The 17,096-nt window shown below is 60.2% G+C and carries 19 protein-coding genes; 10 read left to right on the top strand and 9 right to left on the bottom strand.

What is annotated here, in order from left to right; translation table 11 throughout:
• The first annotated feature begins 37 nt into the window (after window positions 1-37).
• A complete protein-coding gene (locus KR100_RS02610) occupies window positions 38-2,092 on the top strand; it encodes a lytic transglycosylase domain-containing protein (protein ID WP_038547728.1) in 2,055 nt (684 codons plus the stop codon).
• Here the strand turns inward: KR100_RS02610 and KR100_RS02605 are convergent.
• Window positions 2,060-2,545 (bottom strand): hypothetical protein, encoded by a 486-nt coding sequence (locus KR100_RS02605; RefSeq protein WP_038542957.1) that lies wholly within the window; start codon window positions 2,543-2,545, stop codon window positions 2,060-2,062. The two genes, KR100_RS02610 and KR100_RS02605, sit on opposite strands and share 33 nt — an antisense overlap.
• 63 nt (window positions 2,546-2,608) lie before the next feature.
• On the opposite strand from KR100_RS02605, the gene KR100_RS02600 reads away from it, so the two are divergent.
• Together KR100_RS02600 and thyX are read left to right on the top strand one after the other, a co-directional pair.
• Window positions 2,609-3,163 carry a thioredoxin domain-containing protein gene (locus KR100_RS02600; protein ID WP_038542955.1) on the top strand — a complete coding sequence of 185 codons (555 nt, stop codon included), beginning with the start codon at window positions 2,609-2,611 and terminating at the stop codon, window positions 3,161-3,163.
• 56 nt (window positions 3,164-3,219) lie between these two features.
• Complete coding sequence (thyX, locus tag KR100_RS02595) at window positions 3,220-3,942, top strand: FAD-dependent thymidylate synthase (protein WP_038542953.1); 723 nt, start codon at window positions 3,220-3,222, stop codon at window positions 3,940-3,942.
• A 404-nt stretch (window positions 3,943-4,346) separates the two neighbouring features.
• On the opposite strand, the gene dcd is transcribed toward thyX, so the two are convergent.
• Together dcd and KR100_RS02585 are read right to left on the bottom strand one after the other, a co-directional pair.
• Window positions 4,347-4,940: a dCTP deaminase gene (gene dcd, locus KR100_RS02590; protein ID WP_038542951.1), complete on the bottom strand. Its 594-nt coding sequence runs from the start codon at window positions 4,938-4,940 to the stop codon at window positions 4,347-4,349.
• Window positions 4,940-5,542: a cob(I)yrinic acid a,c-diamide adenosyltransferase gene (locus tag KR100_RS02585; protein ID WP_038547727.1), complete on the bottom strand. Its 603-nt coding sequence runs from the start codon at window positions 5,540-5,542 to the stop codon at window positions 4,940-4,942. The genes dcd and KR100_RS02585 overlap by 1 nt, the downstream gene beginning before the upstream one ends.
• 105 nt (window positions 5,543-5,647) lie before the next feature.
• On the opposite strand from KR100_RS02585, the gene rph reads away from it, so the two are divergent.
• The 4 genes from rph (at window position 5,648) to KR100_RS02565 (ending at window position 8,864) form a co-directional block, all read left to right on the top strand.
• Window positions 5,648-6,385 carry a ribonuclease PH gene (gene rph / locus KR100_RS02580; RefSeq protein WP_038547725.1) on the top strand — a complete coding sequence of 246 codons (738 nt, stop codon included), beginning with the start codon at window positions 5,648-5,650 and terminating at the stop codon, window positions 6,383-6,385.
• A 101-nt stretch (window positions 6,386-6,486) separates the two neighbouring features.
• Complete coding sequence (gene ntcA, locus KR100_RS02575; RefSeq protein WP_038542949.1) at window positions 6,487-7,209, top strand: global nitrogen regulator NtcA; 723 nt, start codon at window positions 6,487-6,489, stop codon at window positions 7,207-7,209.
• 27 nt (window positions 7,210-7,236) lie between these two features.
• Window positions 7,237-8,430 carry a DUF3084 domain-containing protein gene (locus KR100_RS02570; RefSeq protein ID WP_038542947.1) on the top strand — a complete coding sequence of 398 codons (1,194 nt, stop codon included), beginning with the start codon at window positions 7,237-7,239 and terminating at the stop codon, window positions 8,428-8,430.
• Window positions 8,427-8,864, top strand: coding sequence for a resolvase (locus tag KR100_RS02565; RefSeq protein ID WP_038542945.1), 438 nt, complete (start codon window positions 8,427-8,429; stop codon window positions 8,862-8,864). The genes KR100_RS02570 and KR100_RS02565 overlap by 4 nt, the downstream gene beginning before the upstream one ends.
• Here KR100_RS02565 and KR100_RS02560 read toward each other — a convergent pair.
• The 4 genes from KR100_RS02560 to psbH are packed head-to-tail and all read right to left on the bottom strand — an operon-like array spanning window position 8,842 to window position 10,170.
• Window positions 8,842-9,099 (bottom strand): DUF3146 family protein, encoded by a 258-nt coding sequence (locus KR100_RS02560; protein ID WP_038542943.1) that lies wholly within the window; start codon window positions 9,097-9,099, stop codon window positions 8,842-8,844. The genes KR100_RS02565 and KR100_RS02560 overlap by 23 nt on opposite strands.
• Entirely contained in the window at window positions 9,096-9,716 is a 621-nt protein-coding gene (gene pth / locus KR100_RS02555) for an aminoacyl-tRNA hydrolase (protein ID WP_038542942.1), read from the bottom strand. Before pth ends, KR100_RS02560 begins: the two co-directional genes overlap by 4 nt.
• Window positions 9,717-9,726: 10 nt before the next feature.
• Window positions 9,727-9,960, bottom strand: a complete 234-nt coding sequence (locus KR100_RS02550; protein WP_038542939.1) for a TatA/E family twin arginine-targeting protein translocase — start codon at window positions 9,958-9,960, stop codon at window positions 9,727-9,729.
• 9 nt (window positions 9,961-9,969) lie between these two features.
• A complete protein-coding gene (gene psbH / locus KR100_RS02545) occupies window positions 9,970-10,170 on the bottom strand; it encodes a photosystem II reaction center phosphoprotein PsbH (RefSeq protein WP_006849996.1) in 201 nt (66 codons plus the stop codon).
• 84 nt (window positions 10,171-10,254) lie between these two features.
• Here psbH and psbN point away from each other — a divergent pair, with 84 nt between their 5' ends.
• Window positions 10,255-10,395: a photosystem II reaction center protein PsbN gene (gene psbN / locus KR100_RS02540; protein WP_038542937.1), complete on the top strand. Its 141-nt coding sequence runs from the start codon at window positions 10,255-10,257 to the stop codon at window positions 10,393-10,395.
• Here the strand turns inward: psbN and KR100_RS02535 are convergent.
• A complete protein-coding gene (locus KR100_RS02535; protein WP_038542935.1) occupies window positions 10,383-13,373 on the bottom strand; it encodes an alpha-mannosidase in 2,991 nt (996 codons plus the stop codon). The two genes, psbN and KR100_RS02535, sit on opposite strands and share 13 nt — an antisense overlap.
• Window positions 13,374-13,410: 37 nt before the next feature.
• Here KR100_RS02535 and KR100_RS02530 point away from each other — a divergent pair, with 37 nt between their 5' ends.
• Complete coding sequence (locus KR100_RS02530) at window positions 13,411-13,530, top strand: photosystem II reaction center protein I (protein ID WP_006172424.1); 120 nt, start codon at window positions 13,411-13,413, stop codon at window positions 13,528-13,530.
• Between the two features lie 115 nt (window positions 13,531-13,645).
• Window positions 13,646-16,621 carry a DUF3769 domain-containing protein gene (locus tag KR100_RS02525; RefSeq protein WP_239420384.1) on the top strand — a complete coding sequence of 992 codons (2,976 nt, stop codon included), beginning with the start codon at window positions 13,646-13,648 and terminating at the stop codon, window positions 16,619-16,621.
• Here the strand turns inward: KR100_RS02525 and KR100_RS02520 are convergent, their stop codons facing one another.
• Window positions 16,622-17,092 (bottom strand): pentapeptide repeat-containing protein, encoded by a 471-nt coding sequence (locus tag KR100_RS02520; RefSeq protein WP_038542932.1) that lies wholly within the window; start codon window positions 17,090-17,092, stop codon window positions 16,622-16,624.
• Window positions 17,093-17,096 lie beyond the last annotated feature (4 nt).

The following is a 17,096-nucleotide window of genomic DNA, read 5'->3' as shown; positions in this document are numbered from 1 at the left end:
GGAGGACGACCAGAATGCCAGCAGTTCAGACCGACACGTGCCAGCGGGTTCTCGACGAGGTGCTGTGCTGTTGCTCGGGACCGCTGCCGGCGCCCTCACGGTGACATGGTTCGGTCAGCAGTGGATCCAGCAATGGTATCGAGCGAACACGGCATCCTCGACAACCGAGAGCAGACAGCTCTGGAGGCGCTACCGCTGGTCGATCGATCCGCAACAGCGCCGTGACGCCGCCCTGAGGATGGCGGCCCGGGAACGGGATGACGCGACTGGGATGGCCAGGCTCCTGGCTGGACAGGGCTGGGGGAACGCTCCCCTCGCCTCCATTTCACTGGAACTAGCGGCGGAAACCGCCGCAGACCTCGGCCGGCAAAAACAGGCGACGGATCTCTGGCGCAGCCTCCTCAAACGTTTTCCAGAGTCTGCGTCCTCCGCCTGGGCTCGACGGCGACTAGGTGCCGCCGAGCCCGACCTTCTGTTTGAGCTTCTGGAGCGTCAACCCCGTCATCCCGCAGCCCTGTCGGCAGCGGAAGCCATTGATCCGGAGCAGACCAAGGGGCATCAAGGGGCGCTTCACCTCGCCCGTTGGGGAGTGACCTGGCCGGGAGCGGCCGGCCGTCTTCGTGATGCCTGCGAGGACCAGGGCCAGTGGGCGCCTGATGACAACGCTCGCCAGCACCTAGCGCGTGGATTGGCCCAGCTTGGCGACGCCGACGCGGCCGAAGACTGCCTGCCGGAGGGAGCCTCTGATCCAGAGACAGCGCTGGCGATCGGCAGGACACTGCTGCGAGGCAACCGTGAACAAGGCAGTCGCGGAGAACGGCTTCTGCTGAACCTCACCAGAGAGCACCCGAGGCACCCAAGCAGCCTCGAGGCAGCAAAACTGCTCAGCGATCCTCTCGTTCCAAAGGCGGAGATTCTCAACGCCCTGCCGTCGACGCTCGCCCAGTCGTCCCCAGCGGTGGCCGCAGGTCGCGTCCGGCTGGAGCAGGGATGGGATGCGGATCGGGTGATCGAACAGTGGCCGGATGACCCTGCGATCTGGCAGCTGCAGTGGGATCTCTCACGGGATGCCCTGCTGGCCGGTCAGTGGGAGAGAGCCAACACCCTGTTGACCAAACTGTCCAGCGGGACCCTGCCCCAACCCCTGGAAGCCCGGCGCCTGTTCTGGCTTGGTTTCAGCGCTGATCGCCTGGGCGAGACAACAAACGCCAGATCCCATTGGCAGGAGCTGATCGAGCAGCAGCCGGCTGGGTATTACAGCTGGCTTGCGGAACGGCGTCTCCACCGGACTCCGTTGCCCAACCTGCAACGTCCTGACCTTGAGTGGGCGGAGAGCAGCCAGCCGGCAGAGGGAGCCGTAGATCTTGACCCACTCAACAGTGGCGATGACCTGGTGAACCAGCTCTGGGACCTCGGCCTCATGGACAAGGCCTGGGACCAGTGGCTCACGCGCAGAGAAACAGGACAGGAGCCCTCCTATCCGGATCAACTCGTCGAGGGGCGCCTGCGCATCGCCGTTGGAGATCCATGGATGGGTTTGGACCAGCTGTTCAGAGTCAGCCTGCGCTGGCGCCACCCCAATTGCGAGGAGGCCGAACGTCTGCAACGCAACCAGTCACCACGGTTGTTCAGCGCTCTGTTCCAGTCCGCTGCCAGGGACGAGAACGTGTCGTCGAACCTGCTGTACGGGATCAGCAAACAGGAATCGCGCTTCACCCCTGACGTGCGATCCGTCGTCGGCGCCGCCGGCCTGATGCAACTGATGCCGGCCACCGCCGCTGAGCTGGCAGGCCGACCGCTTGAGGCTCATGAACTCGATGACCCTGAACTGAATATCAACCTTGGTGCTGCCTACCTGAAACAGCTGTTGGAGCAATGGCAAGGTCACCCATTGCTGGCAATCGCAAGTTACAACGCAGGGCCTGGAACCGTCGAAGGCTGGCGAAACGACGAGCTCGACACAGCACCGGAACTCTGGGTGGAACGAATTCCCTATCCGGAAACCCGCTACTACACAAAAAAAGTGATGGACAACCTGTTGCGTTACGCCGACCTGAGCTCAGGCGTCTGCGAACAAAACGGGGCTGGGTAGAGCATGGCCAACCAGCAATCCGCTGATCACCAGGATGAACAACAGACATCCGGTTATGGCAGAGGGTGGGCTGACTCCGATACGACTGAGATCCAGACGCGCCAGCAGAATTGAGGTGGCCATGATCAGGATGTCCGACAGCAAGTTCAACCGCAGCACGTAGATGCCGAGCGTGATCACCAGCAGCAGGGTGATCACCAGGCTGATGACGCGACTGGCTGCCATCAGCATGGAGACCTGTCGCATCAGCAGATCGGGCATGGTGCAGATCACCACGACAGCCAGGACCTGGGTGACCTCAACGGTCCAAAACAGCTGGGCACTGATGTTTCGGGTGTTTTCCAGATGCAGCTGCAGCAGCGTCCAGTGGTTTCCCATCAGGACCGCGACACCGAACAGCAGCAGCAGCAACGGAGCCCTCAGCGGCAGAACGAGACAGCGCAGAATGACCATGGTTGGACGCTAGCCGCGCCCACCGATCAGGCCTGTCAGAGTGCTGACAACGCAGTGCTTTTGATGACCGGCAGCACGCCTCAGCCGTTGCTGGGCCAGGCCCAGAAATTGCTTCTACTGGCCGTCGCCCTTGGCCTGGCCGTGACACTGGTTGCCGTGCGCGGTGGATTTCAGAGTGAATCGCCTCTCGAACAGCTGGCACGGCGATCCCTGGAACCGGATGTCGCCCTGAACAACGGCCGCCCGACGGTGATCGAGTTCTATGCGGACTGGTGCCAGGCCTGCCGCGCCATGGCCCCCGCCATGCTCTCCCTGGAACAGAGCACCCAAGGCAAGCTGGACATCGTGATGGTGAATGTCGACAATCCGCGCTGGCAGGACCTCGTGGACCGTTACGACGTCAACGGCATCCCGCAGCTTGATCTGTTTGGCCCCGATGGCATGCAGCGAGGGCGCTCCATCGGCCTGCGGCAGCCGGAGGATCTCATGGCAATCAGTGAAGCTCTGATCCTGGAGAAGGAGCTGCCAGGCCTGCAGGGGATCGGCAGCCTCAGCCCGGTTCCTGGCAATGAACTTGCAACAACCGGACCAACCACCGGCCCTCGAAGCCACGGCTGATGAGCAGGGCTGGCTGCTGGTCGCCATGATCACGCCAACGCCGTATCGGTAACTCCATGGATCGTTTCCGGGTCGATCTGATCGCTGCAACTCCTCATCCACAGCGGTGCGTCTATGCCGCGATGCATCAGGACTACAGCGAGGGGTTTGTCGCCGGGGATCGCGAGAACTGGCCCGATGAACAACGCGCGGGCGAGATCTGCGTCAAACGACTGCTCTCTGGAGAGCGTGGCCACTACGGCCCCCTCGAACATGCCCAGATCGTGTTGAACGTGGGCTGGTTCCCCCACTCGGTGATGCAGCAGGCCCGCACCCACAGGGTGGGCGTCAGCTTCGACGTCCAATCGATGCGATACACCGGCGAACGCATCTGTCGGGCCGCCGATGGTGCACTTGACCTCGAGGAGGTGTTCTATCTGCGGCCGGTCGGCGACTACAGCGATCGGCAAGGCAAAAAATATGCCTACACCCAGGATCAGAGACAGCTGGATCTGAAGCACTGTCAAGCCGCCGCCGAGCGTTATCGCGATCTGTTGCGAGCGGGTTTTGCTGAGGAGCACGCCCGGGGCATCCTGCCGTTCGACTACCGCCAGCACTTCGTTGTGAGCTTCAGCCTGAGGGCGTTTCTGCACTTCATGGATCTACGCGCCAAGCTCGACGCCCAGCTTGAGATTCGTCAGCTCTGCGATCTGATGTGGCCTCATTTGCTCACCTGGGCGCCGCAGTTCGCCGAGTGGTATGAGAAAAGTCGGCTGCACAGGGCGCGGCTTGCGCCGTAAGGAGAGTTCAACTGAGAGAACCTTCTTCGCAAGCCCCCACGCAATGTCATGCAACGCATCGAGGCCGAGAAGCGGCAATCACTCTCTTCTGAGTAATAGTTTTCATTTGTGTCCATATAAAATTTTCTATGGACACAAATGAAGCAGTCTTCGATAGGCAATAAAAACCTACTGGGACCGTTAATCGTCAATCTCCACTGACAGGAATCATGCACTCATAAATTCATCAAAAAATAATTACTCCAGCGAAAGAGATACATCTGGAATTAACTCCTGCTATGGCTTACAACAACATTCAAGATAATATTTCACGCATTGATTGATCGTTTTTGTTTTGAAACTTAGGGAGATATTGATTTGGATAGCAATGGAATATCAACAAGATTAGTTCAGCTTTGATGTGATCAAACCCTGGCGAGGGTGACCTTTTCCGGTTGATGCTGGTACTTCCCTGCTCGGTCGCTGTACGTCGTGTCGCAGGGATCCCCTTCGAAAAACAGCAACTGACAGATGCCCTCACTGGCATAAATACGACAGTCGGCTCCGGAGCTGTTACTGAACTCCAGGGTGAGATGTCCCTCCCAACTCGCTTCTGCGGGAGTGGTGTTCACAATGATCCCGAGGCGGGCATAGGTGCTCTTGCCGAGGCAGATCACCGTGATGTTCGGCGGAACCTGGAGTTTCTCCAGGGCCACTCCCAATCCATAGGAATGGGCCGGAAGGATGAAGTACTGACCATCCTCGTCCTGATGCAGAGGGGTGGGCTCCAGGTTGGCCGGATTGAACCGCTTCGGGTTCATCACGGTCCCTGGAACGTGCCGGAAAATCATGAATTCCTGCGGAGACAACCTGAGGTCGTAGCCGTAGGACGAGCAACCGAAACTGAGAACGGGGCGCTCGCGGTTCTTGGGATCCAGATGACGCACCAACCCCTTCTGAAAAGGACTGATCATCCCTTGGGCGGCTTGCTCAGTGATCCAGCGATCGCTTTTCAGCATCAGAAACCTCGTCGCAATTCAGTCACCTGGTCGGCCATGGACATCACGCTGGCGGGAATGGCAGGTCCGGTGATGATCACATCCATCGAGCCGGGCCGCTGCTCAAGAGCGTCAATCAACTCCTGCTCATCGAGATAACCCAACGCCACCGCAAGTCCTGGTTCATCAAGCACCAGTTGATCGAGATCGCCTTGCATCAGGTGGTGACGGCAGGTGTGCCACACCTCTGCCACTGCCGGCCTGGCCTGCTCAAGACCAGCTTCCGACAGGCAGGCCTCAACGTCTGGCCGCAACCAGGCCAGCCCCCCACAGAGATTGACGCAACCGGCAGGACCCTGCTGGACACCACCCTTGAGGAATTGTGCGATCAACACCCGACTTCCGAGCCCCGCTGCACGCACCGCCTGACTGAAGACCGTTGAAAAACTGCCCCGATAGGGAGCGGTATGCACCTGCAGCTGACCTTCAGCCTCGACAAGATGCAGTGGAGCCCTCGAGGGAACCGACGGCAGGGGAAGCAAACCGGCTTGATCAAGGACCAGCGAGTCCTGGCTGGGGAGCTCCGCCGATTGAGTGCGCGTGGATTTCAGGCTGGCGGTCATCACGGTGATGGTCAACCGGACACCCCGGAAGACCTTGAATGTAGCGGCGAGTTCATGAGGATCAAGCCCATTGACACTACCTGTGGTGTGCTGTCCAATCATTCCATGAGTGATCAATTCGCTTCTCGCCGAGACGGCCGCGACATCAACGACTTGAGACCCTTCAGCGTCAGCTGGAACCCCATGGGATTCGCACTCAGCTCACTGATCGTTCAGACGGGCCAAACCTCAGTGCTGTGCAGTGTCTGCCTGGAGGACAAGGTGCCCCGCTGGCGTCAGGGAGAGGGGCTGGGCTGGATTTCAGCCGAGTACCGGCTCCTGCCCGGCTCCACGCCTGAACGCCAGCCAAGAGAACTCATGAAACTGTCGGGTCGCACGCAGGAGATCCAACGCTTGATTGCCCGAAGTCTGCGAGCCGTCATGGACATGCAGGCCCTTGGCGAACGCAGTCTGCTGATCGACTGCGATGTGATCCAGGCCGATGCCGGCACCAGAACGGCGGCGGTCACAGGAGCCTGGCTTGCCCTGCGTCACGCGACAGACGTTCTGCTGGATCGTGGCCTGCTCGAACGCGACCCACTGATCAATCAGGTCGCTGCTGTGTCCGTTGGCCTGGTCGATGGAACGGCCCTGCTCGACCTGGACTACAGCGAAGACAGTCGAGCGGAGGTGGACCTGAATGTGGTGATGGCGTCTGATCGACGACTGCTTGAAATCCAGGGGACAGCCGAACGGGCTCCATTCAGCCGCGAGCAACTGAATCAACTCCTTGATCTCGCCGAACCCGGCCTGCAGAGCCTGTTCTCCGCCCAAACAGAGGCCTACATCCGCTCCAGAGCCTGAAGCACCGGGAAGACGGCAGACAAATAGTAATGACTGTTACAGGATGAACCTTCGTCGATCCTTAGCTTCCTGAGAGGAAGATTGATCCAAGCGGCGAAACCATGAATGCAGCCAGCAGTGGTTTCACTCGCTACTCCCCAACCGTGCCTCCATCAGCATTGGCGTCGCAGGCTCCCTCGAGCCGCTCCTTGCTCGATGTGATCCGTGATCTCGATGGTGCCAGCAGCGAACTGGTGGAACGCAATAAGACAATCTTTTTCCCAGGTGATCCAGCGGAGCGCGTCTACCTGATCCGCCGTGGAGCGGTTCGCCTGTCCCGCGTCTATGAATCAGGTGAAGAAATCACCGTGGCTCTTCTTCGAGAAAACAGCCTGTTCGGGGTGCTCTCGCTGCTGACGGGACATCGATCCGACCGCTTTTATCACGCTGTCGCCTTCACCCGCGTTGAGATGGTGACCGCCCCCGCAGCCTCCGTTCGCGCTGCAATCGAAGCGGACACCGCCGTTGGCCTGCGACTGCTGCAGGGACTGTCCAGTCGGATCCTTCAGACGGAAACGATGATTGAGACCCTCACGCACCGCGACATGTCCTCCCGTCTGGTGAGTTTCCTGCTGGTGCTTTGCCGAGATTTCGGTGTCCCTGATGACCTCGGCATCACGATCGACCTTCGCCTCTCTCACCAGGCGATCGCTGAAGCGATCGGATCCACCCGCGTCACGATCACCCGCCTGCTGGGAGACTTGCGCCAATCAGGATTGGTGCAGATTGATCGCAAGAAGATCACCGTGCTGGATCCAATCGCTCTGGCCAAGCGGTTCAGCTGAACAGGTCATGCCTGCAGGGAGTAGCCAGTGAGCGGCTGGCTGCTCGTCCTGTCGTTGCTCATCCTCGGTGGAGTGCTCTCGACCCTTGGCGATCGTTTGGGAAGCCGGGTTGGCAAAGCTAGGCTGAGCTTATTCAATATGCGACCTCGGCGTACAGCCGTTGTCATCACGGTTCTCACCGGCAGCCTGATCAGTGCCCTCTCCCTTGGCCTGATGCTGCTGGTGAGTCGCCAACTACGCGTCGGCTTGTTCGAACTCGACGCGCTGCAGCAGAAGCTCAATGAGAGCCGACAGCAACTGAAAGTCAATCTGGCGGAACTCGAACAAAACAGAATCGCCCTTGCCTCTGCCGAAAAGGATCGACGGACGGCCCGAGCTGAAACTCAGGAGGTGGAGAGGAAGCTTGAGGAAGCCAAGCAGCGGGCCGGTCGGCTGCGTGAAGAACTCGCACCACTGCAGGCCCAACGTCAGACCCTGGAAGCTGAACGCGATCGGCTCAGTCAAGACATCGCAGCTCGTGACGCCGATATTCGACGCACCGAAACAGAGCTCGCGGCCGTCCGCAATCGCATCAGCGCTGGAGAGACTGAACTGAAACAGCTGGAACGCAATCTGATCGCCTTGCGGCGTGGGGATGTTGCTCTCAGCAGTGGACAGACCCTGGCCACTGCCACCGTGCGTCTGGATGATCCCAGCCAGGCCAAGCAGGTGATCGATCGCCTGCTGCAGGAGGCGAATCTGACGGCTTATGGGCGGGTTCTGCCGGGCAACAAACCAGACAAACAGATCATTCTTGTCCCCCGCAGTGATGTGGAGAGGCTCCGCAAAATGATCAGCAAACCTGGAACCTGGGTGGTGTCGATGCGCTCCGCCACAAACGTTCTCAGGGGAGAGGCCATCGTTTACGCCATTCCTGATGTCCGCCCCAATCGCACGGTTGCCCGTCAGGGAGAAGTGCTGGCCAGCGCCACTCTGGACGCGACAAAGCGGACTCCAGACACCATCCGAACCAGCATGAACCTTCTGCTGGCCTCCGCTTTCGCCGAGGTGAGGCGGAGGGGCTCGCTGACGGAGGGGCTGCAGTTCGATGCCAACGCCCTCAACCAGTTAGGCCAGTCACTGGTGAATCGTGACTCCGGATCGGTCAATCTCCAGGTGGTGGCGGCGCACACCAGCGAAAGCGTTGACCCGGTCCAGGTGTTGATCCAACTCGCACCATGACAAGGGTGATCGGATTCGATCCCGGCCGCAGCAAGTGTGGCCTGGTCCTGGTCAGGGCTGACGCAGCCCAGGTGCTCGACAGCGATGTGCTGGTGCCTGAGGCTGTGCTCAACACGCTGGACCAATGGAGTCAGGGTGGCAATCTGCCGATGATCGTGATGGGCGATGGAACAGGGAGCGACGCCTGGAAGACACCATTGCAAAAGCTCACCACGGTGGTCCAGGTCAACGAACGCGGAACAACCTTGAAAGCACGACAGCGGTACTGGCAGCTGTGGCCACCCAGAGGCCTGTGGCGACTCGTACCCGAGGGACTGAGAGTGCCACCGGCCGAGCTCGATGCAGTTGCAGCTCTTGTGATGGTGGAGGCTTATCTGAAGCTGACCTGTTCATGGCAGGTGAGCCCACCGATCAAAAACGTGCGCGGACGGTGAAGACGTAATCGCCACCAGGTTCCAGTCGGTAGTCAGCCCGGACCAGGAAACGACGCAGAGCGTCCTGAATCAAAGCCCGTCCAAGCGAGGGTTCAACGGTGAGTTCCCCACGATCGAAAAACCAGCTGAACTGCCACTGAAAACCACCGGCAGCCACTTCTCCTTCGAGACATTGATCCAGAAAACACTGCCTCAGAACCCTGAGATGGGCTGTCGTTGCCGGTAGGGCCGTCATCGCTGCTCAGCGTGTCGCTCAGGACGAAACGCATTGATGCTGTTTCCAGCACGTTCGATGCCAAGTCGCTGGATCAGCGGCAATCCATCGAGCACTTCGTTCAGCACCTGTTTGACCGTGTCCTGTTCGTCCTTGCCGAAATGACCGAGCACATGGGAGACGGTTCGAGCTTTGCGTTCCACTGGAGTTTCGGCCGGGGCACCGATCCCAATCCGCAGCCTTGGAAACATTTCGGTGCTGAGATGTTGGATCGTGCTGCGCAGACCGTTATGACCGCCGGCACTGCCCTTCGCTCTCAAACGCAGGCGACCAAGCGGAAGATCCATGTCGTCCACGAGAACCAGCAGCTGATCCGGAAGCAGATCGAACCAGTCGAGCGCCGCTCGAATCGAACGACCACTGTCATTCATGAAGGTCTGGGGCATCAACAAACGCAGTCGCTGATCACCGATGCCGACATCAGCGGTGAGACCGTGCAATTTGGATTGCTGGCGGAACTGAAGTCCATTCCTTTCCGCCAGCTGCTCCAGAGCCATGAAGCCGATGTTGTGGCGTGTTCCGTGATATTTCGCGCCGGGGTTTCCCAGACCCACGACCAACCTCAGCCGATTGGACATGAACTGAAGCTCAACTGTCTGCTGATGATTGCTCCGATGCTTCGGACGTCTCTGCGTCGATGGCCTCGGGGTCGGCCATGGCTTTGTTGATTTCGCGCTCGAATTCCTTCGATGCGGACTGAAATCCCTTCAACGTTTTTCCAAGAGTTCGTCCCAGTTCCGGAAGACGCTTGGGACCAAACACCAACAGGGCAACGGCGCCGATGACCGCCATTTCAGGAAGACCGACGCCGAAGATATTCATGAAGTGCGGTCAGCCAAGACCGTTCCAGTTGACGTTGATCCCCTCAAGAATCAGCGACTTGTTGTACAGCTGCAGGATCACCAGAAGGAAGACCAGGAAGAGGACCATGAAAATCCCCATCACAGGGGTCGTTCCCCAACCGGGCACCACCTTGCCGTACTCGGAGTTAAGAGGGCGGAGGAGGTCTCCCAGACGGGTGCGCTGAGCCATGGCGACGCTTGGTCTCGGGTCGAGTGAAGTGCCGATACTGTAGGGGCCGACTCCGGTAAAGGGTCGATCCTGTCGAGAGATGTGATGGAAACCACCTCCCCTGCCCTTTCCGTGGCCATCGGCGTGCTTGCCGCGCTGCTGGGCCTCACCGGTTTCGGTGTGTATCAGGCCTTTGGCCCGCCATCGAAGGGACTGGATGACCCCTTCGATGATCACGACGACTGAGTCAGGATCAACTCCGTTAATTCGCCGGGTTTCATCGTCACAGCGTCCGAATCCAGATCTTCACTGGCCCGTCTGAGCCGCCATCCGGATCCCGGGTTCCAGACACAGCGTCTCGGGCCAGGATTCAATAGGCGCATTCGGCGGCATTCCTGGTCGTGATGGAAGCTCACGGGGACAAGTTCCCTTGGCAGCGCTGGTAGCCATTCCGTTGTTTCAGCGGCGTTGAGAGGCCCCCACCAACCCGGCTCCCTGAACGAGATCGCCGCTTGCGGAACACCGGCTGATGCCCAGTCCGCAACGATCGGCATCAAGGCAAGCCGTTGCCGTTGCCAGCCCTGATCAGCACCTGGGTCCGGCCAGGTGGGTCCACGCAGCAGCGACACCCCCATGCGTTCCGGAGTTCCATCAACGCCCTGCGGGCCATCGAGCAACAGGGCCAGCCCACCACCGGGAGCACCACTCTGTGATGCCAGCCAGGAGATCACCGGCACCTCCCAGCGTGAGCGTTCTCGGTCCGTCTCAGCCTTGGCAGGGCGTTCGAGCACCCCACCACTGGTATCTGCCGCGAAGCGAACAGCCGATCGAGCAAGGGACAGCTCGAGTCGCAGCAGTTCATGACGCTGCTGCCATTCGACACTGCAGATCACTTCGAGCCAGGGGCAATCAGCCCGAAGGCGCAGATCAAGCCTGAGGGCACTGAGACCGATCCGATAACGCAGCACGGCATGGGTCAGGAGTGGACCGGTCTCGAGAAACTCCAGTCCCGACGAGCACTCCACCGGCAATGGATGCTCGCGGTAGTCCTCCGCCAGGTCCCAGGCATCCCAGAACTCCCCCCGATCGGCGAATCGACTGAGCTGCAATGGTCCCGACAGTTGCTCCACGCCCAGGGCATCCCGAAGTTGGAGAAGACCTTGATCGGAGAGATCGAAGGCCAGCCGACCGTTGCTGATTCGCCAGATGCCGTTCGGCAGCGCATCAACCTCAACGGGGTTTCGGACCTTCGCCGGCTTGCCCTGATCGATCGCAAGGCGATCGAAGGCCTGAGCCGAGAGGCCCCTCTGTTCCGGGAGCTGCACCCAGACGCCACCGCCGGCAGCGGTCTGCTGCGGCAGCACAACCGTGGCGGTTCGCCAGTGGCCCTTGGGCAAGCGCAGCAGCGGCGACCATCGCGCCAGCGGTTGCAACGCCAACCATGCCCAGCGATCAACACGCTCTAATGGCTGAACGGCGGGGGACAAACGGGAGAACAGACGCTGGATGCCTCGATCGCGCGAAGCCCTTGCCTGTCTGCGTGCCCCACGCCAGACCGGCTCGGCTTGCTCAAACACCTCAGGGATCGAGGTTCCGGGAAGGATGTCGTGGAATTGCTGGAACAGAAGGGGGCGCCAATCGGCAGTCCCTGACCCATCGGAGGCTTGCGGCACAAGAAAGCCGAGAACGTCCACCTCGCGCAGCAAGCGTTCCAGGCTGCGGTTGTGACGCTTCTGATCAACGCGACTGGTGGCGCAACCGCGATGCAATTCGAGATACAGCTCGTCTCGCCAGACCGGGAGCCTGGCCGACAGCGGCTCGAGTGAAGCGAGAAAAGCGCGAACCGTGCCGGACTGGCAGGGAAGAGATTGCGGCGAATCCCTCCAGAGCTCGAATTGGTCGAGCATCTCCTGGGTTGGGCCGCCACCATGGTCCCCGACACCGGGAATCCACAGAGCCTTGGACAACCCTGTCGCCCGGCACCACGTGCGTTGCTCCTGGAGCATGTCGAGCGGGTCGGCACGTCGACCGATCGGCGGCAACATCAGGCTCAGGACCTGATCCCCTCCACGACTGCGCCATCGAAACAGTCGATGCGGGAAGGGATGATCGGCATTCCAGGCCAATTTGTGCGTACAGAACCATTGAATGCCGGTTCGTGCCGCCACCGCTGGCAACCCGGCGCCGAACCCGAAACTGTCCGGCAGCCAGGCCAGGTTGTGCGTCCATTCCGGAAAGATGTCAGCACTGAAGTCCTGCCCAAGCTGGAACTGCTGCCAGAGAGACGCGGTGCTCACCAGAACGCAATCGGTTTCCACCCAGGGGCCGTTGATCGGCTCCCATCGCCCGGATCGGCTGGCCGCGCATACGGCATCGAACAAGCCGGGACGGTGCCGCTGCAACCAGGCGTAGAGAGCTGGCGTTGAGTGCGCGAAACGCAAGTTCGGGTTGGCAGCCATCAGCTCCAGGGCCGATCGGAAGGTGCGTTCAGCCGCCAGCCAGGTGTCAGCGACGGGCCAAAGCCATGCCAGATCAAGGTGCGCATGGCCGATCCAGTGAATGCTGCCTTGAAGAGGAGCTCCTCGCTGCAGCTGGCCAATCACGGCGGCACCGGCCTCGGCTGTCGCTGGATCGAGCTGCTCCCAGGCAGGGGGGAGGTCTCCCCCTGACTCCAGATGCAGCATCAACGTCTCCGGCAGGAGAGCTTGATCGACGTCATGGCCAGGCTCCCTTGGCTCGAGACAGAGCGCACTGATGATCAGTGCGCCGTCGTCATGCCCCGGGCTGCGGAGTTCCAGTTGAAGCTGAAGCTCAGCCCCTTCCCGGCAGCGGTCGGGCACCAGCCAGCGGCAGGTTGTATCGAAGAGGTCGCCTTCATGCACCAGGGTTCCATCAACCCAGAGACGCATCGCTTCTGCCCACCAGCTGAGCAGAAGTCGTGCCTGACTCGCCTCCGACGCTCGCCAGCCATCTGGCCAGCGCAAGGTCTGCTCCAAACGAAGCGTCTGACGACCACGTGGCCAGACCAGAAGACCCCGTTCCGCCCAGTCTGGACGGTGGATCCGCCCCCATGAGTCCAACTCGAAGGGGGTGTCCTTGGGACGGTCACAACGGCGCCAACCAGCCCTGAGATCGCAGCGCGAGCGACCTCGAAACGTTTCAATCCAATCCGATCGCCTGGCCTGCAGGGGGTCCCACCCGTTGGAAACGCTGTTGTGCCCCATAGGATGATGTCGCTCTCACAGACGCCGGTCGGTCTCCATGCTCGCCCTCAAGATCTCCGTTTACTCGGTCGTCTTCTTTTTCATCGGCATCTTCGTCTTCGGCTTCCTGGCGAGCGATCCAAGCCGCACACCGAGCCGCAAGGATCTCGAAGACTGATTTTCGGTTCCTGCGGACCGCGCCACGCACTGGTCTGATTGCCGCTTCAAGGTTGATTTGAAGTGTCAGGATCTCAGGCCGCAGCAGGCATCCATTGGCGGAGACCCGCCTTGTTATGAAATACGCCGGCTGGTTCCTGGCAGGGATCACCTCGATCGGTTGTCTGCCAATGGCTGCCGAGCCACTGGAGGTTGAACCGGATTCTGTTGAGCAGCCTGCTGGAGCTCCACAGCCGCCAGGGAACGTTCAGCTTGAAGCTGATCGCCAGTTTTACGACCAGCGTCGGGGCGTCACCATCGCCGAAGGCAATGTTCGGGTGGTGTTCGGAAACGCCGTCCTTCGCGCCGACCGAATTGAATTTGATTCAGGATTCCGCAGCCTGTTCGCCCGTGGTTCCGTCAGGCTGAAACGCGGTAAGCAGTACTTCCAGGCCTCTGCCTTTCGCTACAACCTCTTCCAGAACGAGGGAGAACTGGACGACGTTTACGGGGTTGTCGATCTTGAGTCTCTGTCCGGCAATTTTCTGCAGTCGACGGTGCAGACCATGGATCAGGACGACCTGGACCAGGACGACCTGGATCAGGAGGTGCTGAATGAGGAGGTGCTGAATGATGGCGATCTGGAGGTCGACGGCCAGGCCGACGACAACCGTGAGAGCACGGATTCCGCTCTGGCGAGCCGCCTCAGGTCTGATCTCCCGGCGGATGAGGACGTGAATCAGGGCATGGCCTGTCCCCCTGAACTACCAGCCCCTCCCGACTGGAACCCTGAACCATGGGCTCTGACCGCCTGGGGGGGCCAGTCGATCGATTCAAATTTCGGCGACACCTTCCTGTTCAATGGTCGGATGCGTCCGGAATATCTGCTGGGCCTTGGCTTGCAGAAACGGATCCTGCGCGCCGGACCGCTGTCGCTCGAACTGGAGGCCGATCTGTTCGGCCACAAAGCCGGACGGCAACCGGGTGGCGAATTCAATCAGACAACTCCCTTTCAGGACTTACCCGCTCAAACCTTCGGTGAAGGAATCCTCGGGATCGGAGCGAGGGTCTGGGTTCAGCCCTGGCTGAATTTCGGCTTCATCGAAGGAATCAGTTACAACACCGACTACAGCCTTTATGAAAAAACCTTCCGCGAGAACTACACCCAACTGCTGAACTACCTCGGCTTTGAAGTGGAAGCGGCGGTGTCATCCGATCTCTCACTGGTCGGCCGCATCCACCACCGATCCGGCGCCTTTGGTACCTACGGCGGTGTAACGGAAGGAAGCAACGCCTACCTCCTGGGGCTGCGTTACCGCTGGGGTGAGGAAGCTGCAGAGCCGGAGTCAGCCGTCATGCCTCCACCACTCGGCTGCCCTGATCCTGATCGTGGGGATCGCGTCCAACCCACCTCGCTCTCCGATCGCCTTGAGGATGTTGCACTTGGCGATGGCGGGCAGCCCCGGAGCCCTGCCTTTCCTGAACAGCAACCCGCTCAACCCGGGGTGGATCCTGCCGTTCAGCAGGCCCTCCGGACTCAAGCCATCGCCGAGATTGACCAACGCGTCAGCGATGTGACCTTCCAGGGAACGCTGAAACTGGAACGACGCAGCGGCGTTCCGCTGATGCGAATCAATTCGAACGTCAGGGATGAGAATCGTTTCGGGGTGGTGAGGGTCCCCGAGCTGAAGCGACTGGGGGGAACCCAGCTCATCGATGGAACAATCAGCCGTTGGCGAATTCAGGCTTCACGGGTACGGATCACGCCTGAAGGCTGGACAGCAGATCGCATGGGATTCACCAATGACCCATTCACCCCGGCTCAGACGCGGATTGATGCTGAAGGGGTGATTGCCAGAGAGCAACCGAACGGCGCCATCCTGATCACGGCGAGACGGAACAGGCTTCTGGTCGAGGATCGACTCCCAGTCCCTGTGAGCCGTCGTCAACTGATCGATCAGGAAGAAGAAATTGAAAACCGCTGGGTTCTGGGAATCGACAACAAGGACAGAGACGGCTTGTTCGTCGGTCGCAACCTCAGACCGATCGAGCTCGGATCAGACACCGAACTCACCGTGCAACCACAACTTCTCATCCAGCGCGCCATCGACGGGAAAGGCGATGGGGTTGGAGACCTGTTGGGCCTTGAAGCTCAGCTGTTGGGTCGATACGGCGACTATCGACTGAAGGCGAATGCCGACATCAGCACCTTCCATCCCAGCAACTTCATCAACGGCAGTCGCTACTGGGGAAGCTTCGGCCGCAACCTCAACATCGGCGGGCTTGGGTTGTTGAAGACCGAGTTGTTCGGCACCTATCGCTACAGGTCCTGGAATGGATCTCTCGGAGAAACCGATATCGACGCGGCCTATGGCCTGTATGGGGAGCAGCGCGGTGAGTGGATGCAGGGTGAGTCAAGCCATCGCTATCTGGTACGTGGCGCTTTCGGCGATTACTACGCGGAGCGCTACTCCAGCAACAGAATGCTGCGGGCCGGGCGGGGAAGTCTGTTCGGATCTCTGACGAGCCGTTTCCCACTGGTCAGTGGAGAGACAGCGGAGCTCAGCCCCCAGGCGGCGTATCGCTACACACCGGAGCCGATCGTCCCCGGGATCACGCTCAACACCAACATCAACAGCACGCTCGCTGTCTACGGAACTGGGGATTATCAGAAGTCCCTGAGTTTCAGTGGAGGACCCACGCTGACGCTCGGAACATTCAGCAAACCCTTTATGGATTTCACCCAGTTCACGGTGATTGGTGGCGGGACCCTACTTGGTGGTGCCAGCCCCTTTGAATTCGACCGGGTGGTGGATTTCGGAACTCTCGGGCTGGGAATCACACAGCAGATCGCCGGGCCACTGGTCATCAGCACGGGAGTCAAACTCAATGTCGACCCCGGGTCGCAGTACTACGGCGATGTGATGAACTCCAACATCGAATTCCGCTGGCAAAGACGCAGCTACGACATCGGCGTGTACTTCAATCCCTATGAAGGAATCGGTGGTGTTCGCTTCCGACTGAACGACTTTGATTTCGATGGCACCGGTGTGCCGTTCGTTCCCTACAACCCCATGAGGGTTGACGACAGAAACGACGGCCTTCCACTCTGATCAATCAGCGCCGCCGTAGATCAGGTTGCTGCCTGTGAGGTTGGCCCCGACATAGCGAATTCCATCGGTCTGGACTCCGGGTGAATAGGCATTGATCACCAAGGCGTCGCTGAGGTCGGCATGGGAAAGATCCACATTGCTGAGATCGGCATTGGTGAGGTTGGCGCCCCGTAGGTCGACACGGCTCATCAGCGCTCCAGTGAGGTCTGCACCCTCGAGATTGGCGAGGCGCAGATCCGCTCCACGCAGATCGGCCCCACGAAGATCAACCCCGATCAGATGCGCTGATCGCAGATCAACATTCCTGAGATCACAAGCCCGGCAAGCACCCTCCTCGATCAAACGAGCCCGCATCGACAGCTGCACTGGCTCGATGACCAGAGGCACAGGCGCCGCAGCTGCCACAGCAGCTGTCAGTGGAGCCAGCAGACCCGCCAGAAAGACCGCGGGCCGCACAGTCAACTGAGCCATCGGA

This window comes from Synechococcus sp. KORDI-100 (assembly GCF_000737535.1).
Taxonomy (GTDB): domain Bacteria; phylum Cyanobacteriota; class Cyanobacteriia; order PCC-6307; family Cyanobiaceae; genus Parasynechococcus.
This window is presented reverse-complemented; position numbering and strand designations above follow the sequence as displayed.

Coding starts and splice junctions, on each gene's coding strand:
- KR100_RS02605 (WP_038542957.1), bottom strand. CDS start 2,545: ATGGTCATTCTGCGCTGTCTCGTTCTGCCGCTGAGGGCTCCGTTGCTG.
- KR100_RS02600 (WP_038542955.1), top strand. CDS start 2,609: ATGACCGGCAGCACGCCTCAGCCGTTGCTGGGCCAGGCCCAGAAATTG.
- thyX (WP_038542953.1), top strand. CDS start 3,220: ATGGATCGTTTCCGGGTCGATCTGATCGCTGCAACTCCTCATCCACAG.
- dcd (WP_038542951.1), bottom strand. CDS start 4,940: ATGCTGAAAAGCGATCGCTGGATCACTGAGCAAGCCGCCCAAGGGATG.
- KR100_RS02585 (WP_038547727.1), bottom strand. CDS start 5,542: ATGACCGCCAGCCTGAAATCCACGCGCACTCAATCGGCGGAGCTCCCC.
- rph (WP_038547725.1), top strand. CDS start 5,648: ATGAGTGATCAATTCGCTTCTCGCCGAGACGGCCGCGACATCAACGAC.
- ntcA (WP_038542949.1), top strand. CDS start 6,487: ATGAATGCAGCCAGCAGTGGTTTCACTCGCTACTCCCCAACCGTGCCT.
- KR100_RS02565 (WP_038542945.1), top strand. CDS start 8,427: ATGACAAGGGTGATCGGATTCGATCCCGGCCGCAGCAAGTGTGGCCTG.
- KR100_RS02560 (WP_038542943.1), bottom strand. CDS start 9,099: ATGACGGCCCTACCGGCAACGACAGCCCATCTCAGGGTTCTGAGGCAG.
- pth (WP_038542942.1), bottom strand. CDS start 9,716: ATGTCCAATCGGCTGAGGTTGGTCGTGGGTCTGGGAAACCCCGGCGCG.
- KR100_RS02550 (WP_038542939.1), bottom strand. CDS start 9,960: ATGAATATCTTCGGCGTCGGTCTTCCTGAAATGGCGGTCATCGGCGCC.
- psbH (WP_006849996.1), bottom strand. CDS start 10,170: ATGGCTCAGCGCACCCGTCTGGGAGACCTCCTCCGCCCTCTTAACTCC.
- psbN (WP_038542937.1), top strand. CDS start 10,255: ATGGAAACCACCTCCCCTGCCCTTTCCGTGGCCATCGGCGTGCTTGCC.
- KR100_RS02535 (WP_038542935.1), bottom strand. CDS start 13,373: ATGGGGCACAACAGCGTTTCCAACGGGTGGGACCCCCTGCAGGCCAGG.
- KR100_RS02530 (WP_006172424.1), top strand. CDS start 13,411: ATGCTCGCCCTCAAGATCTCCGTTTACTCGGTCGTCTTCTTTTTCATC.
- KR100_RS02525 (WP_239420384.1), top strand. CDS start 13,646: ATGAAATACGCCGGCTGGTTCCTGGCAGGGATCACCTCGATCGGTTGT.
- KR100_RS02520 (WP_038542932.1), bottom strand. CDS start 17,092: ATGGCTCAGTTGACTGTGCGGCCCGCGGTCTTTCTGGCGGGTCTGCTG.